Genomic DNA, 17,754 nt, shown 5'->3' on the forward strand with positions numbered 1-17,754 from the left:
ATCAAATGATTTTTCGAAAGGCATTGGTGATCGGATAACGCCGGTCCTTGCCAAAGGCCCGGCTGGTCACCTTAACACCCGGCGGGGCCTGGCGGCGTTTATATTCCGCTAGGTCCAGCAGTTTCCAGACCCGTTGAACGGTTTCCGGCGCATGCCCCCGGGCGGTAATCTCGCCAACACCCATCTCATGCTCGATCAGGCATTCCAGGATATCGTCCAGCACCTCATAGGGCGGCAGGCTATCCTCATCCTTCTGGTCGGGCCTCAATTCCGCCGATGGCGGCTTGGTGATGATCCGTTCCGGCATGACCGGCCCGTCGGGCCCTTTGAGAATTTCCGCCCAGGCCTGCGGCTTGCCCTCATTGCGCCAGCGGCACAGACGGAAGACATCCATCTTGTAGATATCCTTCAAAACCGAATAACCGCCGCACATGTCACCATAGAGTGTGGCATAGCCGACTGACATCTCAGACTTGTTGCCGGTGGTCAGCACCATCTTGCCAAATTTGTTGGAGATAGCCATCAAGGTCAGGCCACGCGCACGAGACTGGATATTTTCTTCCGTGATATCCGCGTTCCGGTCGCCGAACAGCGGCTTCAGCATTTCATCAAAGGCTGTCATCGCCGGACCGATATTGATCTCATCCAGACGGCAACCCAGCAGTTTCACCGCTTCCGCCGCATCTTCCAGGCTCTCATGGCTGGTATAGGGCGACGGCATCATTACACAATGCACCTTGTCCGCACCCAACGCATCCACCGCAACCGCTGCCGACAGGGCGGAATCAATGCCACCGCTCATGCCCAGAACCACACCTGGGAAACCATTCTTGGTCACATAATCACGCAGGCCCACCACCATCGCCCGATATATAGTCTCCATGTCCTCCGGCGGTTTGATCATCTCGCCTGCAGCGGCCTGCCAACCTTCGGCCCCGCGCTGCCAATCGCTGATGGCAAAGCCCGCTTCGAAGGACGGCAACTGCAGCACCAGCCCCCTATCTGCGTTCAAGACAAAAGACGCGCCGTCAAAGACCAACTCATCCTGACCGCCGACCTGATTAACATACACCATCGGCAGGCCGGATTCCGTTACCCTTGCGACTGCCGATTGCATCCGGCTTTCCACATTGCGTCGGTCAAAGGGCGAGCCGTTGGACACCAGCAGGATGTCCGCGCCGCATTCCTGCTGGCATTCGGTCACGTCCGGATACCACATATCTTCACAAATCATCAGGCCCAGCGCCACACCACGGAACACCACCGGGCCGGTCAAATCACCCGCATCAAACAGGCGTTTTTCATCAAACACCCCATAATTAGGCAGCTCATGCTTGGCCCGCACCGCCGCTATCTCACCGCCATCGAGCAACAGCGCCGCGTTAAAGAGCTTGCCCTCAACCCGCCAGGGCGCACCGACAATCATCGCTGTGTCATTTTTGTAGGTCAATTCCGCCAGGCGATGCACAACAGCTTCAACCTTATCCAGGAAAAATGGTTTCTTGACCAGATCTTCCGGAGGGTAGCCGGCCACAACCATTTCGCTGAACAAAACCAGGTCGGCCCCCGCCTTCGCCGCGCGCGCATGCACATCCCGGATCAGGGCGAAATTGCCTTCAAGATCACCTACGGTCGGGTTTGTCTGGGCAAGGGCGATGGTCAACCTGTCGGTCATTTAAAGGCATCCATGTTGTGAAACCTGATTTTCATCATACCAATGTTCAGCTTGGCATTTCAGCAATTGCCGGACTATCCTTAATCAGGCGACAAATCAAGTCCTGCGCCCGGTTGTTTACCATGCAAGAAGGGAAGCCAACACTTGTCAGATACCGAAGACACCGCCCCACCCAACGATAACGCCCTGCCCTATGGCCCATCCAAACTGGCCCAACTGACCGCGCGGATCCTGGATCTGGTGGAAGACCGTGTGGCCTCGAGAGCCGCCCGAGACAGCGGAGAGTTGACCCAGCAGGACTTTGGCGAAGTGATCACGGACCTGCAATCACTCAACGATCCTGAATTGCTTCAACTGATCAATGATGGTTGGGAAGAGATGGTCCGGGCGGCAGAAGAAGCCCAATGGCGGGACGAACGGCGCTATCCGCTGGAACGACTGATCATTCATCATTTTGAGCCCTATCTGGCACCGCGCGGATCGAACGCGGTCTCCGGCCAGAACCTGTCACGACGGGTGATCCCGGCTTTTCTAGCGGCCCTTTCCCAGATGATCGGCAAGGAATTGCTGCAAGATTACGAAAGCCGTTGCCGGGAGATTGTGGATCAAATCCAAAACAAGGCCGGTAACAATTTTGATTGGGAACTGGTTTACAATGATCCCAACGCCAATATCTTGGCCCAGGATATCATCGTCTATATCGCGCAATATTTCCGCGATGTGCCGAAAAGGCGTGTCTGGATGATTGATATCTTTCTGCGCAACATGCCACCCGCCACCACCGCCGGCGAGATGGAATGGAGCTTTGGGAATGAGGAATTTCATATCCTGGTCAATGCGCTCTATGCAGACCTCTTTCACATGCTCAAAGACAAGGATGCGCTGGCAGGCCTGCGTATGCGCTATGGAGACCAACGCCTGACCGCGCTTGAGGATGTCGAAAAGGCCCTGCTGGATGATATGGGGGCGGTTCTTTGACCGCCCCTCAATAATCTTAGCTCAGCTTTTTCGCAGCAGGAACTCACGCCCCACTTTCACGGATTGCTTGCCACCATATTCGATGATATCGGCCGTCGCATAGGTTTCCGACCATTTTTCCGGCAGATAGCTGCCCGTACCGACCACATTAACCGGGGTCTTGGCCAAGGCCATGGTGCGGCACTTATTCGGGCTGAAGCCACTGCTGGCGACGATGCGAACCTTTTTGAAACCGGCCCGGTCCAAATTTTCCCGCATATGCCAGATCGCGGCGGAAGAAACGCCAGGCCCGATCAGGTAGTTTAGCTCACTCTCGGTGCGATAGCCGCGGATCGCATCCGGGCAATGCCGTTCCAGCACCGCATAGCTTGCCGCAGGGTCCAGCCCCTCGCAGAAACGCCCGCCCAAAGTATCAAGCCGCATAGCCAGCTTGCCATCTTCGGCCAGTTCCGGGAAACGGTCACAAACGGCCAAGGCATCGGTGATTTCCTGACCAAAATAGTCGACCAGGACCGTTACCGGTTCGTCCGGGAAGGTTTCGTGATACATCTCGGCGGCGCGCACGGTGGAACCGGCATAGCCGATCAGGGCATGTGGCATGGTGCCTAGACCGCGTGGCTGGCCAAAATATTGTGCTGTTGCATCTGTCGCATTACCGATAAAGCCAACAGCGCCCCCTTTGCGCTGGGCCCGTTCCGAGCCGACGGAAGCCGCATAGGCCATAATTTCTGCCATTTCCAGCCCGGCACAATGTCTGGCATCCATGGCCAGGAAAGCAGTCTCACGCAATTCCATACACATGGAAAAGGCGTTATAGGCCGCAACACAGGCAGGCCCGATCCGCTGCAGGAACAGGGTTTCCAATTCCACCAAGTTAAAGAAAGACCCGGTCAGATACATCAGCGGCTCACCGGCCCCGACCCAACGGCCTTCGTCAAAACGCAGATCAACCTCATAGTCGAACCCACGTTCCTTTGCCACCCGATCCAGCCATTCCAGGGCCAGGCGCGGCGCGGAAATCACCGGCCTGCGCATGAAGATGGCATAGGTTACTGGCTTGTCGCCAAAACGACCGATAATTTCACGGGTGCGCCTGAAATAGGCATCCGTCCAGTTTGGAATATCCGGCGTCGCAGCCATTTTCCCCTCATGAACCGCTAGATCGTTATTGTCTTATCGGGCCGGAACCCGGTGGATTGGAGACGGCTTCCCGATCAGGAAGCCGCCGCCAGTTCAGAGACTCCGCCTTCACGCGCCGCTTTCAGCTCTTCTGCCAGCAGGAAGGCCAGTTCGAGCGCCTGGGCACCGTTGAGACGCGGATCACAATGGGTGTGGTAACGCATGGACAAATCATTTTCCGTGATTTCCTGGGCTCCGCCCAGGCATTCGGTCACGTCCTTGCCGGTCATCTCAAAATGAACACCACCCGCGTGGCTGCCTTCCGCACGGTGCACATCAAAGAAGCCACGCACCTCGGTCAGGATCCGCTCAACCGGGCGGGTCTTGAAACCATTGTCCGCCTTGATGGTATTGCCATGCATCGGATCACAGGACCAGACGACCTTGCGGCCTTCGCTCTGTACCTTGCGCACCAGGGCAGGCAGATGTTTTTCCACCTTATCATGGCCCATGCGCGCTATCAGGGTCAGTCGACCGGCTTCGTTGGTCGGGTTGAGCATATCGATCAGGCGGATCAGTTCGTCCGGGTCCATGGTCGGCCCGCATTTCATGCCGATCGGGTTATCAACACCGCGCAGGAATTCAACATGGGCACTGTCCGGCTGACGGGTCCGGTCGCCGATCCACAGCATATGTGACGAGCAATCATAGAACTTCCCGGTCAGGCTGTCGCGGCGGGTCAGCGCCTCTTCATACCAAAGCAACAGTGCCTCATGGGAGGTATAGAAGTTTGTTTCCTGGAATTGCGGGACATTTTCGTCGCTGACGCCACAGGCTTCCATGAAGCTCAAGGCTTCATCCACGCGCTTGGCCAGTTCCTGGAACCGCTCGCCCTGCGGGCTATTGATCACGAAATCCAGGTTCCACTGGTTCACTTTGTGCAGGTTGGCAAAGCCGCCCTGGGCAAAGGCACGCAACAAATTCAGGGAAGAGGCCGCCTGGTTATAGGCGCGCATCATCCGTTCCGGATCGGGAATGCGGGCGTCAGCAGTGAAGTCGATACCGTTGATAATATCACCGCGGTAGCTGGGCAGTTCCACACCGTCGATCACTTCGTTGGGGGCAGAGCGCGGCTTGGCGAATTGACCGGCCATTCGGCCGACCTTGACCACCGGGCAGGATGCGCCAAAGGTCAGAACCAGGGCCATCTGCAGCATCACCTTAAAGGTATCGCGAATGCTGTCGGCGGAGAATTCGGCAAAGCTTTCCGCGCAATCGCCGCCCTGCAGCAGGAAGGCATTGCCCTCCGCCACGGCACCCAATTCACGCTTCAGGCGGCGGGCCTCCCCGGCAAATACCAGCGGCGGACAGGAACGAAGCCCATCCTCGACAGCTTCCAGCTTTGCCTGATCAGGATACTCGGGCACCTGCTGGATCTGTTTTGTCCTCCAACTCTGCGGCGTCCATTCTCCGGCCATTTTCTCTCTCCAACGATTACAAAATTTCAGTCCCAAATGTACATATAGTGCGTCTTGCTGCACATTTCGGGAACAAGCGTTCTAGCGGTCTTTTCCAGCCTTGACCACCGGAAATCGCATGCTCCACCCATAAAGATAGCAAATTTCCCCGCCAGTTCAGCCCCTTTCCTACCCGGCTGGGCAGCCGAAGCATTTTTTTCCACTTTCCAAAATCTCGTAAGGTTGCCGTCAGCTTCATGCCGCATTTTCCGTCTCATCCAAAACGTACCCCTCAGACGACGGAGATCAGAAATGAAGAAAAACCACACAAGCCTGCTAACCCTTTCCGCCATGGCCGCTGTTTTCGGCCTGGCCACCGGGGCCGCCATTTACAGTGTTACGGACGCCCGCGCGAATGACAGCATTTCCTGCGCTGCCAATGCCCCGGCCCTAGCCGACGAAAAAATCGCCGCCATGCTCGAAGGCGAAGGCTACAAGGTCATGGAAATTGAGCGCGAAGACAATTGCCTGGAAGTTGAAGTCAGCGACGCCCAGGGCAAGGAATGGGAGCTTTCCATCGACCCGGCATCAGGTCGGATCCTCGCACAGAAAGAGGACGACTAAACCATGCGAAGCTCCCGGCACATGAATAACCAGAACGGGGAACCAGGCATCAAGGTCTGGGATCCTCTGATCCGGGTCTTCCATTGGACCCTGGTCATCATGGTTCTGTTCAACCTGATGAATGACGAAGAAGGACAGTTGCATCAATTGGCCGGTTATTCCGTGCTGGGATTGCTGACCTTCCGGATTTTATGGGGATTTGTTGGTCCGCATCATGCCCGGTTCAAAAACTTCGTGGCCCGCCCGACGGAAGTGAAGGCCTATCTGAAAGGCTTCATTTATGGCCATGACAGTCACTATCTGGGTCATAACCCAGCCGGAGGCTGGATGGTTTTGCTCTTGCTGGGCTGGCTTGCCGTGACGGCTGGCACCGGCAGCATGCTGGCGCTGCCCTCATTTGCAGGACAGGGACTGTTTGAAGGCATTCATGAGGCTTTTGCCGAAACATTGCCGCTCATTATCACTGTCCATGTCTGCGGCGTGATCGTCTCTGGACTTTGGCACCGGGAAAACCTGGTCAAGGCCATGGTTACCGGCCGCAAACCCTATCCGCGTAAAGCAAGTTCCTGAGATTGATCTGACACCCCCGCAGATCACTTAGGATGCTGCTGGAGAGGGCGGGAAGGTCAAGGTAAAGACCGCCCCGCCCTCCGCTGCGTTTTTTGCGCTGGCCCGCCCGCCATGCAATTCCATGATCCGGGCGACGATGGAAAGCCCCAGGCCCGCCCCGGAACCGCCCATGCGATCCTTGCGCCAAAAGCGCTGGAACAGTTTGTCCTCGATCCCCGCTGCAAGCCCTTCGCCACGGTCCTGCACTTCGATAACCGGTTGGCCATTCTCCCGCAAAATGACCGAGACAACGCCAGCCGCCGGGCTGTGCCGTAGCGCATTTTCAACCAAGTTGCGGACCGCCTGGTACAGCGCCTCCTCCAAACCCGGCACGATCATCGGATTTTCCGCTCCGATCAATTCCACAGATTTCCCTTCCGCAATAGCAAGAACGGCCATATCCGTTACCACGCGTGCCGCAATGGCCGATAGATCAGTTTGGTCATTCTCATGCAAAATCAGGGTTTCCACCTGCGAGGCTTTGAGCATCTGTCCGATCAGCCGGTCCAAGGAATCCAGATCATGGATGAAGGGTTCAGCCGCGCGTGGATCAATATCCGCCTCAAACCGGGCGCGCAGCACCGCCAATGGCGTACGCAATTCATGCGCGACATCCGCAGTAAAGGCCTTTTGCTGCTTATAACCCGCTTCCATCCGGTCCAAGGCCTCATTCACCCGATCAACCAGCGGCCGGATTTCCCTCGGAACACCGTTGGTGCTCAGGCGCTGATCCATGTTTTCCGGCCCCAGTTTTTCCGCCTCTTCCGACACAGCCATGAGTGGCTTCAAGCTGCTGCGCACGGTTAGGATGATCACGCCGAAACCGGCCGCTATGGTCGCAACCATGACCCAGCCAAATTCCTCGATGAATTCGATCATCAATTCATCGGCAATCCGGTCCGCCCCTTCGGAACCATCAAGAATTTCCTGATATTCATGCAGCATGATGGCGGAAATGATCACCAACACCGCCAGCGCGATCAGCGAAAGCCGTTTTAGAAGGGTAATGGTGATCGACCGCCCTTTATCCGTCATGCGCCCTCTCCGCCGGTTGCCAAATAACCAACACCGCGCACGGTATGGATCGTGATCCCGGTGCCCGCCTTTTCCAGATTCTTGCGCAGGCGGGACATATTCACCTCCACCGCATTGGACGACAATTCATCATCAAAGCCATAGAGCCGGTCTTCTATCACCGCCTTTGGCACAACCTGGCCCGCCCGACGCATCAGGGTTTCCAGGATATCCAATTCCCGGCGCGGCAATTTTAGGGAAACACCATTCACCGACGCATCCCGTGCAACCGTATCCAGAGTAACAGCCGCCAGGTTTAACGTAACACCCAGAACCCCGCCCGGCCGGCGCAACAGCGCACGAATCCTGGCCACCAGCTCTTCCAGAGCAAAAGGTTTGATCAGATAATCATCTGCACCGCTATTCAGCCCGGTCAGGCGGTCTTCCAGGCCGTCGCGGGCTGTCAGGATCAGAACCGGGGCTTCCCCGCCGCCCCCTCTCAGCCGGCGCAGCACGTCCAGCCCCTCACCATCCGGCAGCCCCAGGTCCAGGATCAGGGCATCATAACGGGTGGTTTCCAGCGCTGCATAGGCGTCTTCCACCCCGGCCACATGATCAACGGTAAAACCTTCCCGTGAGAGCCCTTTGGGCACCAGTTCCATCAGATCCGGATTATCTTCAACGAATAAAAGCCGCATTTTCCCGCTATATCTCTTCATCTTAAGTTTTTCAGATATAGCAGGAAACGCGGTGACATTCACGCCGCTTTGATCAGACCGGCCAAACGCCGGATGCCGTCATCAATCTGAGCAGCGCTACAGGTGGAGAAACAGAGCCGGATGGTGTTGGCGCCGCTGCCATCCGCATGGAAGGCGCCGCCCGGGACAAAGGCCAGCTTTTCCTCATTCAGCGCGCGTTTCAGCAGTTCTACACCGCTTAATCCTTCCGGCAGTTCCAGCCAGACAAACATCCCGCCGCCCGGCCTGGTATAGCGCACTGTGTCCGGCATCCATTGGTCAAGAGCCGCCATCATGGCATCGCGCCGCTGACCATAGGCATGGCGCAAACCGCTCATATGCTGGGCCAGAATGGTGGAGGCCAGTTCATGGCCCACAATCTGATTCATGGTCGAGGTGTGGAGATCATCCGCCTGTTTCAGGATCACCAGCTTCTCAATCAAAGCGACCGGTGCCAGGGTCCAGCCTACCCGCAAAGCCGGCATCAATGTCTTGGAAAAAGTGCCAAGCTGGACCACAAGACGGTCCTCCGCCCCCCAATCGCCCTGACATTCAAGTTGAAACAGGCTTGGCGGCGGCGGCGCATCGAAATAGAGCGCGCTATAGGCCGTATCCTCAATGACAATGACAGAATATTCATGAGCCAACGCCAGAATTTCATGACGACGTTCCTCGGATAGTGTGAAGCCGCCCGGATTTTGAAAATCCGGTATGGTATAGAGGATCTTGGCCCCCGCCTTGAACGCCTCTTCAACCGCCTCAGGGATTAACCCGTTCTGATCGGTTGCAACCGTCAAATAATCCGGACGGCGGCTGCCAAAAACCTGAAGCGCGCCCAGATAGGTCGGATTGGCCACCGACAGCCTGTCGCCCGGATTGATCAATGCTTTGGCCAGCAACGACAGGGATTGCTGTGCGCCGTTGGTGACAAGGGTATTGGCTGTGCCAATGCCCGAAGCCTCGCCGCCAGCCTGATCGGCAATCCAGCTGCGCAGGGGCGTATAACCCTCGGTCTGGGAATATTGGAAACTCGCACGGAAGGCCTTTTCATCCTGCTGCAGCCGGGACTGGATCGCGGTGCATTCCTCCAACGGGAACAAAGCCGGATCCGGAATGCCGCCAGCAAAGGAGAGGATCTGCGGATCGGCCAGCACTTTCAAGAGCTCGCGGATTTCAGAACCACGTACCGCCGCCGCATCCATTGAAAATGATTTTGCCCAATCCATGACTCGCTCCATTTACGTCAGCATTATTGACCTTTATTTCCGCAAGAATGATGGCTTTCTTAGTCAGGGTCAATCAGATTTTTACCGAAATTTCGTGGTGACGCGCATATTTTTGCATTTATTACAAAACCAAAATGATCTTGCCGGCAAAAAAACGCTCCCTTATCATTGATTTAATCGTTTGAAATCAATTTGTTGACTACCAAATCATGCAGCCTTCACTGACAACTGAGCGCCTCATTCTGACACCGCGGACCCTGGATGATCTAGATGATTGCATCGCCATGGATCGTGATCAGGAAGTCCGGCGGCATATTACTCCGGAATTCAGGGATAATTTTGTGGAAGCCGATTATCGTCAAACGCTTCGGGATCGTATCAGCAACTCGCACTATCCGGATGGCCTGGGATGTTGGACGATCCGGAAACGTGCCCCCGGCCAGGCATTTGTCGGAATAATCCTGCTGCTGCCGGTGGGAGATATCGGCCCGGAAACCGAAATCGGCTGGCGCCTGCGCAAAGATCAATGGGGATTGGGCTTTGCGACCGAAGCCGCAAAAGCCCTTCTACACCACGCGTTCATGGAATTGGCGCTTAATAAGATCCTTTGCCTGATCACCCCGGAGAACAAGCGGTCCCTCTCCGTTGCCCGGAAACTGGGTTTCACAGCTGATGGGACAAGACAAGCCTGGGGCAGTCAATTTGATCAGTTCACTCTGAGTAATCTTTAATACCGACGCGCACGCCAAAAATCAGTTGGCCGGCGTGCGCATGGTGACAAACTCCTCCGCACTGGTCGGATGGATGCCGATAGTGGCATCAAAATCCGCCTTGGTCGCGCCCATTTTCATGGCGATCCCGATCCCCTGCATAATTTCGCCCGCATCCGGCCCAACCATGTGGGCCCCGACCACCTTGTCGCTAGCCTTATCCACGATCAGCTTCATGAAGGTGCGTTCATCGCTGCCTGAAAGGGTGTGTTTCAACGCGCGGAACTCGGATTTATAGAGTGTGACTTCGCCATATTGCGCCCGCGCCTCTTCCTCGGTCAGGCCGCAGGTGCCGATATTCGGCTGGCTGAAAACGGCGGTTGGAATAAACTGATAATCCATCTTCCGCGCTTCGCCATTATAGTTATTGTGGCTGAACACCATGCCTTCCGCCAGGGCAACCGGGGTCAGCGCCACCCGGTCGATCACATCGCCGATGGCATAAATACTGGGGACCGAAGTCCGGAAATCCTCATCCACCTTGATCGCGCCCTTGCGATCCAGCTCAACGCCGGCCTGCTCCAGGCCGAGCCCCTCGGTTTTCGGCACCCGGCCCGTGGCATACATGATGAAATCCGCTTCCAGCACGGAACCGTCTTCCAACGTCGCGCGCAGGCCTTTTTCAAACTTTTCAATACTGGCAATATTGCTGTCGAATTTAAGATCGACGCCTTTCTTGCGCATCTCTCCGGCCAGATGATGACGCACATCCTCGTCAAAGCCGCGCAGGAACAAAGGCCCGCGATAAAGCTGGGTCACCTGCGACCCCAGACCTTTGAAGATCCCGGCAAATTCCACGGCGATATAACCGCCGCCGACCACGATCACCCGTTCCGGGCGCTCTTCCAGGTAAAAGGCCTCATTGGATGTGGCTGCAAATTCCTTGCCCGGGATATCCGGCACCATCGGCCAGCCTCCGACCGCCACCAGAATCCGTTCCGCCGTGAATGTCCGTTCGCCCACCTCAACCGTATGGGCATCCACAATCGTCGCCCGGCCATCAATCAGCTCGACACCGGCATTTTTTAAGAGATTGCCGTAAATCCCGTTCAGCCGCTCAATTTCATTGTTTTTATTGCCGATCAGGGTCGGCCAATGATGGTCGCGCGCGCCCACGGACCAGCCAAACCCTTTGGCGTCATGAAACTCTTCCGCATAATGGGAGGCATAAACGAATAACTTCTTGGGCACGCAGCCGACATTCACACAGGTGCCGCCCAGAAACATATCTTCTGCAACCGCCACACGCGCCCCGAAGGATGCCGCCATCCGGCTAGCGCGGACCCCGCCAGAACCTGCCCCAATGACAAAAAGATCATAATCAAAGCTGGTCATCACAATTCCTTCGAATAACTGGTATAATGGTTAGGTTAGCACTCTGTCGGTTGACGTGCGCCCTAACATGGGGTTCCGTGAGGCAAGCTGCAAGACTGAATTGGTTTGACGTTATCGTGATGAGCCGCCCGATGAAACCCTATACAAAGCTGCGCCTGTGCATCAATTGGCGGGCCGGCGACGTTTTGCCCTCCTGCGGGCAAAATGGTAGCCGCGGCCTCATTGATCCGCTCGAAAAGGGCCTTGCCGCCGGAACCAGCGATTTGGAGCTGGAAACCGTGCATTGCATGGGCAAATGCCATATCGGCCCGATACTGCAGTTGATCCCACAGGGCCCGATGCTGTTCGGGGTCCAGGAAAACGACATCGACACCATTCTCGATTTGCTGGAAAAAGGCCGTTATGAAGATCTGGCGAACCGGTTTGCAGAACCATCGACAACCAAGAAAGCGGAGGTTTCGTGATGAAGCGCGCCCTTTTCCTTGTGACTGCGGCAACCATCTTGATCGGCGCGGCATCCGGCTTTGCGCAATCCAACCGCAAGGATTGGATCCCGCTGGGCGGACTGGGTAAAGCACTTTACCCCAGCGAAACGCGAAAACCGCAATTCCGGCGCGGCGGCAAAAGAATTGAATTTTTTGTCGCGCAAGGCCAGTTGCCCAACATTCTCTCCCAGAACCTGTCGACCGCCTGCGCACATGGGCGCTTCAACCAGAGAAAAGACAAACGATATTATGTCATCGTCAATTTGGATGACGGTCGCAAAAAACGATTTGGTTATGCGGATTCCACCGGTTTCAACCTGCATGACCCGGACCGGAGGGTGGGCCTGAATCAGGTTTATCTGTTTGATTTCGACAATACGTCCGAATGCCGGGTCTATGCGGTTGAAAGCAACCTCTGACCCGGCGTCACCAACCTAATCTGACTTCGCCTTATTGGGCGTTGGCGTTGAACAGCTTCTCGCCGTTGATGGTAAAGCCATCAATCAACGCCTGGCCTTCATCGGAACGCAGCCAATCAATGAAAGCCTGGCTTTCTGCGACCTTTACATGACCATGGCGGTCCGGGTTCACCAGGATTACGCCATATTGATTGAACAGGCGTGTATCCCCCGCCACCTGGATCCCAAGGGTACCGCGGTTCTTGAAGCTGAGCCAGGTGCCGCGGTCAGAGAGCGCATAGGCATCTTTCGCTGCCGCCACATTCAAGGTCGCCCCCATGCCGGAACCGGTTTCGTTGTACCAATTGCCTGAGCTGGCCGTCGGATCGACACCGGCTTCCTTCCAGAGACCCAGTTCCTTCTTGTGGGTGCCGCTGTCATCACCGCGCGAAGCGAATGCCGCGCCTTGGTCAGCAACTTGTGCAAGCGCAGCCGTGACATCCGTCATCCCCTTGATGCCGGCCGGATCTGCTTTCGGGCCAACGATGATGAAATCGTTATACATGACATCGAATCGCTCAACCCCATATCCCTCGGCAACAAACTGCTCTTCCGACGGCTTGTGATGTACAAACAAAACGTCCGCATCGCCATTCTTCGCCAGTTTGATCGCGGCCCCCGTACCAACAGCGACCACCCGGACCTCAATCCCGGTTTTTTCCGTGAAGGCCGGCAGAATATGATCAAACAGGCCGGAATTTTGTGTTGAGGTGGTGGATGCAACCGTGATGAATTCGGCAGCAATCGCTATCTGGGCATTTAGCGCGAGAAAAAGGCCACCCAAGATGGTCAGCGCACGACAAAACATAGAAACCTCTATTTTTCTTATGAAAATCAATGCTGTCTTCTAACGTGGCTTCAAAAAAAATACCGCCGGAATCACGTCCTGTTTGGTTTGTTTTGCGTCTGAACGCAATCTTCTTCCGGGCGCCTTTTCCACCAGAGCAGATCACCCTTTAAATAGGCCTGCGCCAGATCGTTTTCCGGCCCGGCAAAAAAACGCTCCGCCTCCGAAAACTCCTTGAGCCGCCCGCGAAACATAAACAGGACATCCTGCGCCAGACGCCGCGCCTGCCCCAGATCATGGGTGGTCATAATCAAGGTCGTGCCCGCCGCCGATATTTCCATCAACAGCTTTTCTATCGAATGTGTCGCGGGCGGATCCAGACTGGCACAAGGTTCATCCAGGAACAAAACCTCTGGCCGCAACGCCCAGGCCCTGGCAATGGAAAGGCGCTGTTGCTCCCCCAGGGACAAGACCCGGGCCGGTCGATCAGCCACCCGCGTCAGGCCAGTCTGGAACAAGGCCTGCTCGACTCTTTCCCGGCGCTCCGCCTTCGCCACATTCCGGGCAGCGAGCGCAAATGCGATGTTTTCCGCCGCCGAACGGCGCATCATGACCGAGCGTTGAAAGACCATGGCCTGGCCCTTGATGACCCGACGTTTGTCCTTTTCCTGCCAACGCACCTGTCCAGCCGCCGGTTTGAGCAGGCCGTGGCACAGCCGGAGCAACAGGGTCTTTCCCGCGCCATTCGGGCCAATCACCATATAGCGGTGTCCGGCCTGAAACTGACAGGTAACATCCTTGACCAGGCGTTTATCCCCCGCCTGGTATGAGACATTCCTAAGCTCAAGCGGCAAAATCCCGCGCGACACTGCTGTCAGGGGCTGGTCCGTCATGCGCCATATCGCCTTTCACCAAATTCCTTGACCAGATAGCCCGCCAGGCTGGTCGCCAGCGACAGCAGGATCAGCACCAGTCCCAAGCCCAACGCCAGCGCCAGATCGCCTTTGCTCACCTCCAGGGCGATGGCCGTTGTCATCACACGGGTCACATGATCGATATTCCCTCCAACGATCATGACTGCACCCACCTCGGCTATGGCGCGCCCGAACCCTGCCAGTTCGGCAGTCAGCAGGGAAAACCGGCCATCCCAGATCAGCGCACGAACCGTGCGCCAGGGCCCCACCCCAAGAGAGCGGAACTGTTCGTGATATTCCCGCCAGAGTTCTTCCATCACCTGCCGGGATAGGGAGGCGATGATCGGCACCACCAGCAACACCTGAGCGATAATCATGGCGGTCGGGCTGAAAAGCAGACCGAATACACCAAACGGCCCCGAGCGCGACAAAAGGATATAGACCAGAAGACCGATCACCACCGGCGGCATGCCCATCAAGGCATTCAGCACAATGATCAAAACCCGGCGGCCCGGAAAACGTGCCATCGCCAGCAAACTGCCTAAAGGCAGGCCGATCAGAGAAGCGATCAACAAGGCGGTCAGGCTGACATTGAGGGATAGGCCCGCAATCTCCACCAGATCCGCATCCATTGTCAAAATCAGGGAAAATGCCGTCATCACGGCATCAAGAAGCGCATCCATTTGCGGTCAGACCACTGCCTCAAGACGATATCAATATCCTGCTTTGACCAGCAATCGAACACACTGTCAAGAAATGCAGGCAGATACAGATTAACACAAGTCTTCCGAAACATTGCCGTCTTGAGGCATAATAAAGAGGTTGTGATCCTCAAACATTAACCAAAAGGCACTTGATAGATGACTTCCAATGAGGAAACAGAAGAGAAATTTGAACTTCAGCCATCCGAGTTGGAAGAAAAGACACATGCGGAAATGCTGATGATGTATGAAGAAGCGGCCAATTCCATCCGATTTGCCAAGGGCATGCAGTGGAAGACCCTGGGCATTGGCATGCTGGTCATCATTGGATTGCTGATCTTTGGGGAATATGTCGCACCGCGGGTCAAGACATTGGTGCCCGTCACCATAATCGCCAGCTGTGTTGTCACCGCTGGCACTATTTATATCCTGCTGGTTTTTCAGCTGTTGCAGAATATGGAGCGCCAGAAACTGCGGGCGATCGGGGCGGAAATGTCCAACCTGTTCCGGCTGGTCCGTTCCCTGCGGATGCCGCTGGAAGCGGCGTTTCACCGCTACACTCTGTTGATTTTCATGGGGATCGGCCTGGTGGGTACTTGTGCTTTTGCCATCAGCCTGCTCAGCCGCCATCTCTAGGAACTTTGCCGTTTCGGATGATCAATGGTTCAACACATTCATGATCAAAACATCGGTCACCTGACCCCGGCCAAGAGTCTTGTTGGAAACAGTCTTGATGATCTGCTTCACCGGGTTGTCATTGATCTTTTTATTTTTGTCCAGATATCTGGAAACGGCAGCATAGAGATCCGCCATGATCCGCGGTGAATAGGCCGTCACCCGCTCTATATGCTTGGCATCTGCCAATTGCAACTGCGCCTCGATGACCACCGTCCGATAACCGCAATTCTTGCTCTCATATTGTACCGCAAGCCCCGGCAACGGATAATATGTGGGAAGTGCTTCGCCATCATCATCTTCAGCATAAGCGGCATGCCCGCCCATATAGCCGAGCGCAAGCATCAGACACGCCAGGGACAGCAGGCGTTTTAATTTCTGGACCATCGGCGGCATCACGATTTCTTCCCTATCTTGTCTCTGTGTCGGCGGCTTCTATTCCATGGTGACGATCCACGATGTCAGGCCGCCGGTCAAAATTGATCCTGTCGATCTACAATCACATAAAAACGATACTAATCGAACTCTCTGACCGAATTGTTAATGCCAGGGACTTTCTCCGGGCCCGGTCTTGGCACATGCGGTCTATTCGTCAGGCCGTGTCATCTGGAAAATATCGGTAACGCGCCCATAATCCCGATAGCCAAGGCGGCTGATCAGTCCAATTTTTGCCATATCCAGCAGGCCATCCGTCAAGACACCATCATCGATATGAATACCAACAACTTGCCCAAACACCGCCAGATTGGGTGTATCAGGATCAGCAGATTTCAATGGCACGATCTGCGTCATACGACATTCCAAACGCACCGGTGACGCCGCCACACCCGGCACCGCCACCACCTTTGACGGCACTTTTTCGAGCCCTGCCAACAAAAATTCATCCTGCCCGGCCTCGGCGCTCACCGACGTTTTGTTCATCGCCTCACGCAGGTCCCAAGTCACCAGATTAACCACAAACTCGCCGGTCTTTTCGATATTGCAGACCGTATCTTTCACCGCACGGCCATCCTTCATCTTGCCGGCCGGCGCAGCCGTGGAGGCATACATTACCTGGGGCGGCTCATAAGCCACCGCATTGAAAAAGGAATAGGGCGCCAGGTTTGCGGATCCTGTCTCATCCAGACTGGAGATCCAGCCAATGGGCCGGGGTGCCACAATGGCGTTGAAGGGATTATGCGGCAGGCCATGGCCGTCTTCTGGTCGATAGAACAAGGTTTCTCACTTTTTTCAAAAAAGCCGCTCGGAGATGAAGCGATCCTGCCGGAGCAGCAACAGGTGCAAGTTACCGGAAAGGCAGAAGATTCCGATAAAAAAGATTCCGGGAAAAAGATTCCCAGTGATTCGCTTTTGCCTAAAATCCGAATGAAGGCACTGCATTTCCAAGACAGGAATCAAAACCGCGCCCTCCAAACATGGAAAGCGCGGCTGGGATTTCTGGCGATGTCAGAGCGCGTTTCAGGCGGCGCTGGCTGAATCGGCCTGATCTGTGCGCATGCTGAGAATCTGATGGCACATATTCAGATTCAGACGAACCAGCTTGTCGACCAGTTCCGTATCCGGATTGTCCGGCATGGCCATTGATGCCCGGGTCATGAAATCAGCAATCATTTCAAGCATTGCGCCGCCACGGGCCGGCACTTCCCGGTCGAAATTCTTCGGCAGAAAGTTTGCTATGAACCGCCAAAGGAAGATGTTGGTCTCCATGATTGCGGTCCAGGTGGCCTTGTCGGCCCCGTTCAGGCGGGCGGCTTCCAGTTTCTCGGCCAGATCGAGGAATGGCAGTGCCATTTCATCAATCATATCCGCGACGTCTTTGCCCGCCAGGGCATTCATCTTAATTTCGAATTCATCATTCATCGTCCAGTTCTCCCGGCGAAAAAATAAAACCAAGCAGTAGTTTTTTTTACCGGTATTTTTGATCCGGCAGTTGTTTGTGCCGAATGCTATGCGAATGCCGTGCCAAAACCTGCATCAGTTATAAATTATCCTTCATTAACAATTATTTAAAATGCTGTTGATTTTTGAAATTTTTCACACCCATTCGCCAAAGGGCTGAAATGAACATACTTTTTCCTGTCGCTGGAATACCAATATCGTGACCGAAAAGGTCAAAAAGAAGTGGAAAGACCGGCCCGAACCTGTCACTGTGAGGCCGTGACCGTTCGACCAATAATAACAAGGTTTACA

The 17,754-nt window shown here is 55.5% G+C and carries 21 protein-coding genes; 8 read left to right on the forward strand and 13 right to left on the reverse strand.

The window, feature by feature from the left end; all coding sequences use genetic code 11:
- Window position 1 precedes the first annotated feature (1 nt).
- On the reverse strand, window positions 2–1,675 hold the full coding sequence (locus DFP90_RS03630; protein WP_115935030.1) for an NAD+ synthase: 1,674 nt from the start codon (window positions 1,673–1,675) through the stop codon (window positions 2–4).
- A gap of 144 nt (window positions 1,676–1,819) precedes the next feature.
- Here DFP90_RS03630 and DFP90_RS03635 point away from each other — a divergent pair, with 144 nt between their 5' ends.
- The gene (locus DFP90_RS03635; protein ID WP_115935031.1) at window positions 1,820–2,653 is read left to right on the forward strand and encodes a hypothetical protein; all 834 of its coding nucleotides are present in this window, start codon (window positions 1,820–1,822) and stop codon (window positions 2,651–2,653) included.
- Between the two features lie 21 nt (window positions 2,654–2,674).
- Here DFP90_RS03635 and DFP90_RS03640 read toward each other — a convergent pair whose 3' ends face one another.
- Entirely contained in the window at window positions 2,675–3,793 is a 1,119-nt protein-coding gene (locus DFP90_RS03640) for a beta/alpha barrel domain-containing protein (protein ID WP_115935032.1), read from the reverse strand.
- Between the two features lie 74 nt (window positions 3,794–3,867).
- The gene (locus DFP90_RS03645) at window positions 3,868–5,250 is read right to left on the reverse strand and encodes a class II 3-deoxy-7-phosphoheptulonate synthase (protein WP_115935033.1); all 1,383 of its coding nucleotides are present in this window, start codon (window positions 5,248–5,250) and stop codon (window positions 3,868–3,870) included.
- 291 nt (window positions 5,251–5,541) lie between these two features.
- On the opposite strand from DFP90_RS03645, the gene DFP90_RS03655 reads away from it, so the two are divergent.
- Together DFP90_RS03655 and DFP90_RS03660 are read left to right on the forward strand one after the other, a co-directional pair.
- The gene (locus tag DFP90_RS03655) at window positions 5,542–5,853 is read left to right on the forward strand and encodes a PepSY domain-containing protein (protein ID WP_115935035.1); all 312 of its coding nucleotides are present in this window, start codon (window positions 5,542–5,544) and stop codon (window positions 5,851–5,853) included.
- 21 nt (window positions 5,854–5,874) lie between these two features.
- Complete coding sequence (locus tag DFP90_RS03660; RefSeq protein WP_115935036.1) at window positions 5,875–6,423, forward strand: cytochrome b/b6 domain-containing protein; 549 nt, start codon at window positions 5,875–5,877, stop codon at window positions 6,421–6,423.
- A gap of 27 nt (window positions 6,424–6,450) precedes the next feature.
- Here DFP90_RS03660 and DFP90_RS03665 read toward each other — a convergent pair whose 3' ends face one another.
- Genes DFP90_RS03665 through DFP90_RS03675 form a run of 3 tightly spaced genes read right to left on the reverse strand, consistent with a single transcriptional unit; the run spans window position 6,451 to window position 9,439 of the window.
- A complete protein-coding gene (locus DFP90_RS03665) occupies window positions 6,451–7,497 on the reverse strand; it encodes a sensor histidine kinase (RefSeq protein WP_115935037.1) in 1,047 nt (348 codons plus the stop codon).
- A complete protein-coding gene (locus DFP90_RS03670; RefSeq protein WP_115935038.1) occupies window positions 7,494–8,174 on the reverse strand; it encodes a response regulator in 681 nt (226 codons plus the stop codon). The genes DFP90_RS03665 and DFP90_RS03670 overlap by 4 nt, the downstream gene beginning before the upstream one ends.
- Before the next feature lie 59 nt (window positions 8,175–8,233).
- Window positions 8,234–9,439, reverse strand: a complete 1,206-nt coding sequence (locus DFP90_RS03675) for an aminotransferase-like domain-containing protein (protein WP_115935039.1) — start codon at window positions 9,437–9,439, stop codon at window positions 8,234–8,236.
- A gap of 209 nt (window positions 9,440–9,648) precedes the next feature.
- Between DFP90_RS03675 and DFP90_RS03680 the strand changes: the two genes are divergently transcribed.
- On the forward strand, window positions 9,649–10,170 hold the full coding sequence (locus DFP90_RS03680; RefSeq protein WP_115935040.1) for a GNAT family N-acetyltransferase: 522 nt from the start codon (window positions 9,649–9,651) through the stop codon (window positions 10,168–10,170).
- 21 nt (window positions 10,171–10,191) lie between these two features.
- On the opposite strand, the gene gor is transcribed toward DFP90_RS03680, so the two are convergent.
- Window positions 10,192–11,544: a glutathione-disulfide reductase gene (gor, locus tag DFP90_RS03685; protein WP_115935041.1), complete on the reverse strand. Its 1,353-nt coding sequence runs from the start codon at window positions 11,542–11,544 to the stop codon at window positions 10,192–10,194.
- Window positions 11,545–11,675: 131 nt separating this feature from the next.
- Here gor and DFP90_RS03690 point away from each other — a divergent pair, with 131 nt between their 5' ends.
- The gene (locus tag DFP90_RS03690) at window positions 11,676–12,008 is read left to right on the forward strand and encodes a (2Fe-2S) ferredoxin domain-containing protein (protein ID WP_147300925.1); all 333 of its coding nucleotides are present in this window, start codon (window positions 11,676–11,678) and stop codon (window positions 12,006–12,008) included.
- Entirely contained in the window at window positions 12,008–12,448 is a 441-nt protein-coding gene (locus tag DFP90_RS03695; protein WP_115935043.1) for a hypothetical protein, read from the forward strand. The genes DFP90_RS03690 and DFP90_RS03695 overlap by 1 nt, the downstream gene beginning before the upstream one ends.
- Window positions 12,449–12,479: 31 nt before the next feature.
- On the opposite strand, the gene DFP90_RS03700 is transcribed toward DFP90_RS03695, so the two are convergent.
- From DFP90_RS03700 to DFP90_RS03710, 3 genes are all read right to left on the reverse strand, one after another.
- On the reverse strand, window positions 12,480–13,295 hold the full coding sequence (locus tag DFP90_RS03700) for an ABC transporter substrate-binding protein (protein ID WP_115935044.1): 816 nt from the start codon (window positions 13,293–13,295) through the stop codon (window positions 12,480–12,482).
- Window positions 13,296–13,366: 71 nt separating this feature from the next.
- Window positions 13,367–14,167: an ATP-binding cassette domain-containing protein gene (locus DFP90_RS03705; protein ID WP_115935045.1), complete on the reverse strand. Its 801-nt coding sequence runs from the start codon at window positions 14,165–14,167 to the stop codon at window positions 13,367–13,369.
- Window positions 14,164–14,871, reverse strand: a complete 708-nt coding sequence (locus DFP90_RS03710; RefSeq protein WP_115935046.1) for an ABC transporter permease — start codon at window positions 14,869–14,871, stop codon at window positions 14,164–14,166. The genes DFP90_RS03705 and DFP90_RS03710 overlap by 4 nt, the downstream gene beginning before the upstream one ends.
- 177 nt (window positions 14,872–15,048) lie before the next feature.
- Between DFP90_RS03710 and DFP90_RS03715 the strand changes: the two genes are divergently transcribed.
- The gene (locus DFP90_RS03715; RefSeq protein ID WP_115935047.1) at window positions 15,049–15,525 is read left to right on the forward strand and encodes a hypothetical protein; all 477 of its coding nucleotides are present in this window, start codon (window positions 15,049–15,051) and stop codon (window positions 15,523–15,525) included.
- A gap of 21 nt (window positions 15,526–15,546) precedes the next feature.
- Here DFP90_RS03715 and DFP90_RS03720 read toward each other — a convergent pair whose 3' ends face one another.
- Window positions 15,547–15,963, reverse strand: coding sequence for a flagellar basal body-associated FliL family protein (locus DFP90_RS03720; protein WP_147300926.1), 417 nt, complete (start codon window positions 15,961–15,963; stop codon window positions 15,547–15,549).
- 186 nt (window positions 15,964–16,149) lie between these two features.
- Window positions 16,150–16,779 (reverse strand): flavin reductase family protein, encoded by a 630-nt coding sequence (locus DFP90_RS03725; RefSeq protein WP_115935049.1) that lies wholly within the window; start codon window positions 16,777–16,779, stop codon window positions 16,150–16,152.
- Between DFP90_RS03725 and DFP90_RS03730 the strand changes: the two genes are divergently transcribed.
- On the forward strand, window positions 16,753–17,040 hold the full coding sequence (locus DFP90_RS03730) for a hypothetical protein (RefSeq protein ID WP_115935050.1): 288 nt from the start codon (window positions 16,753–16,755) through the stop codon (window positions 17,038–17,040). The two genes, DFP90_RS03725 and DFP90_RS03730, sit on opposite strands and share 27 nt — an antisense overlap.
- On the opposite strand, the gene DFP90_RS03735 is transcribed toward DFP90_RS03730, so the two are convergent.
- Window positions 17,023–17,424: a hypothetical protein gene (locus DFP90_RS03735; RefSeq protein WP_115935051.1), complete on the reverse strand. Its 402-nt coding sequence runs from the start codon at window positions 17,422–17,424 to the stop codon at window positions 17,023–17,025. The genes DFP90_RS03730 and DFP90_RS03735 overlap by 18 nt on opposite strands.
- Between the last annotated feature and the right edge of the window lie 330 nt (window positions 17,425–17,754).

It is taken from the genome of Aestuariispira insulae, assembly GCF_003385955.1.
GTDB classification, from domain to species: Bacteria; Pseudomonadota; Alphaproteobacteria; order UBA8366; family Aestuariispiraceae; genus Aestuariispira; species Aestuariispira insulae.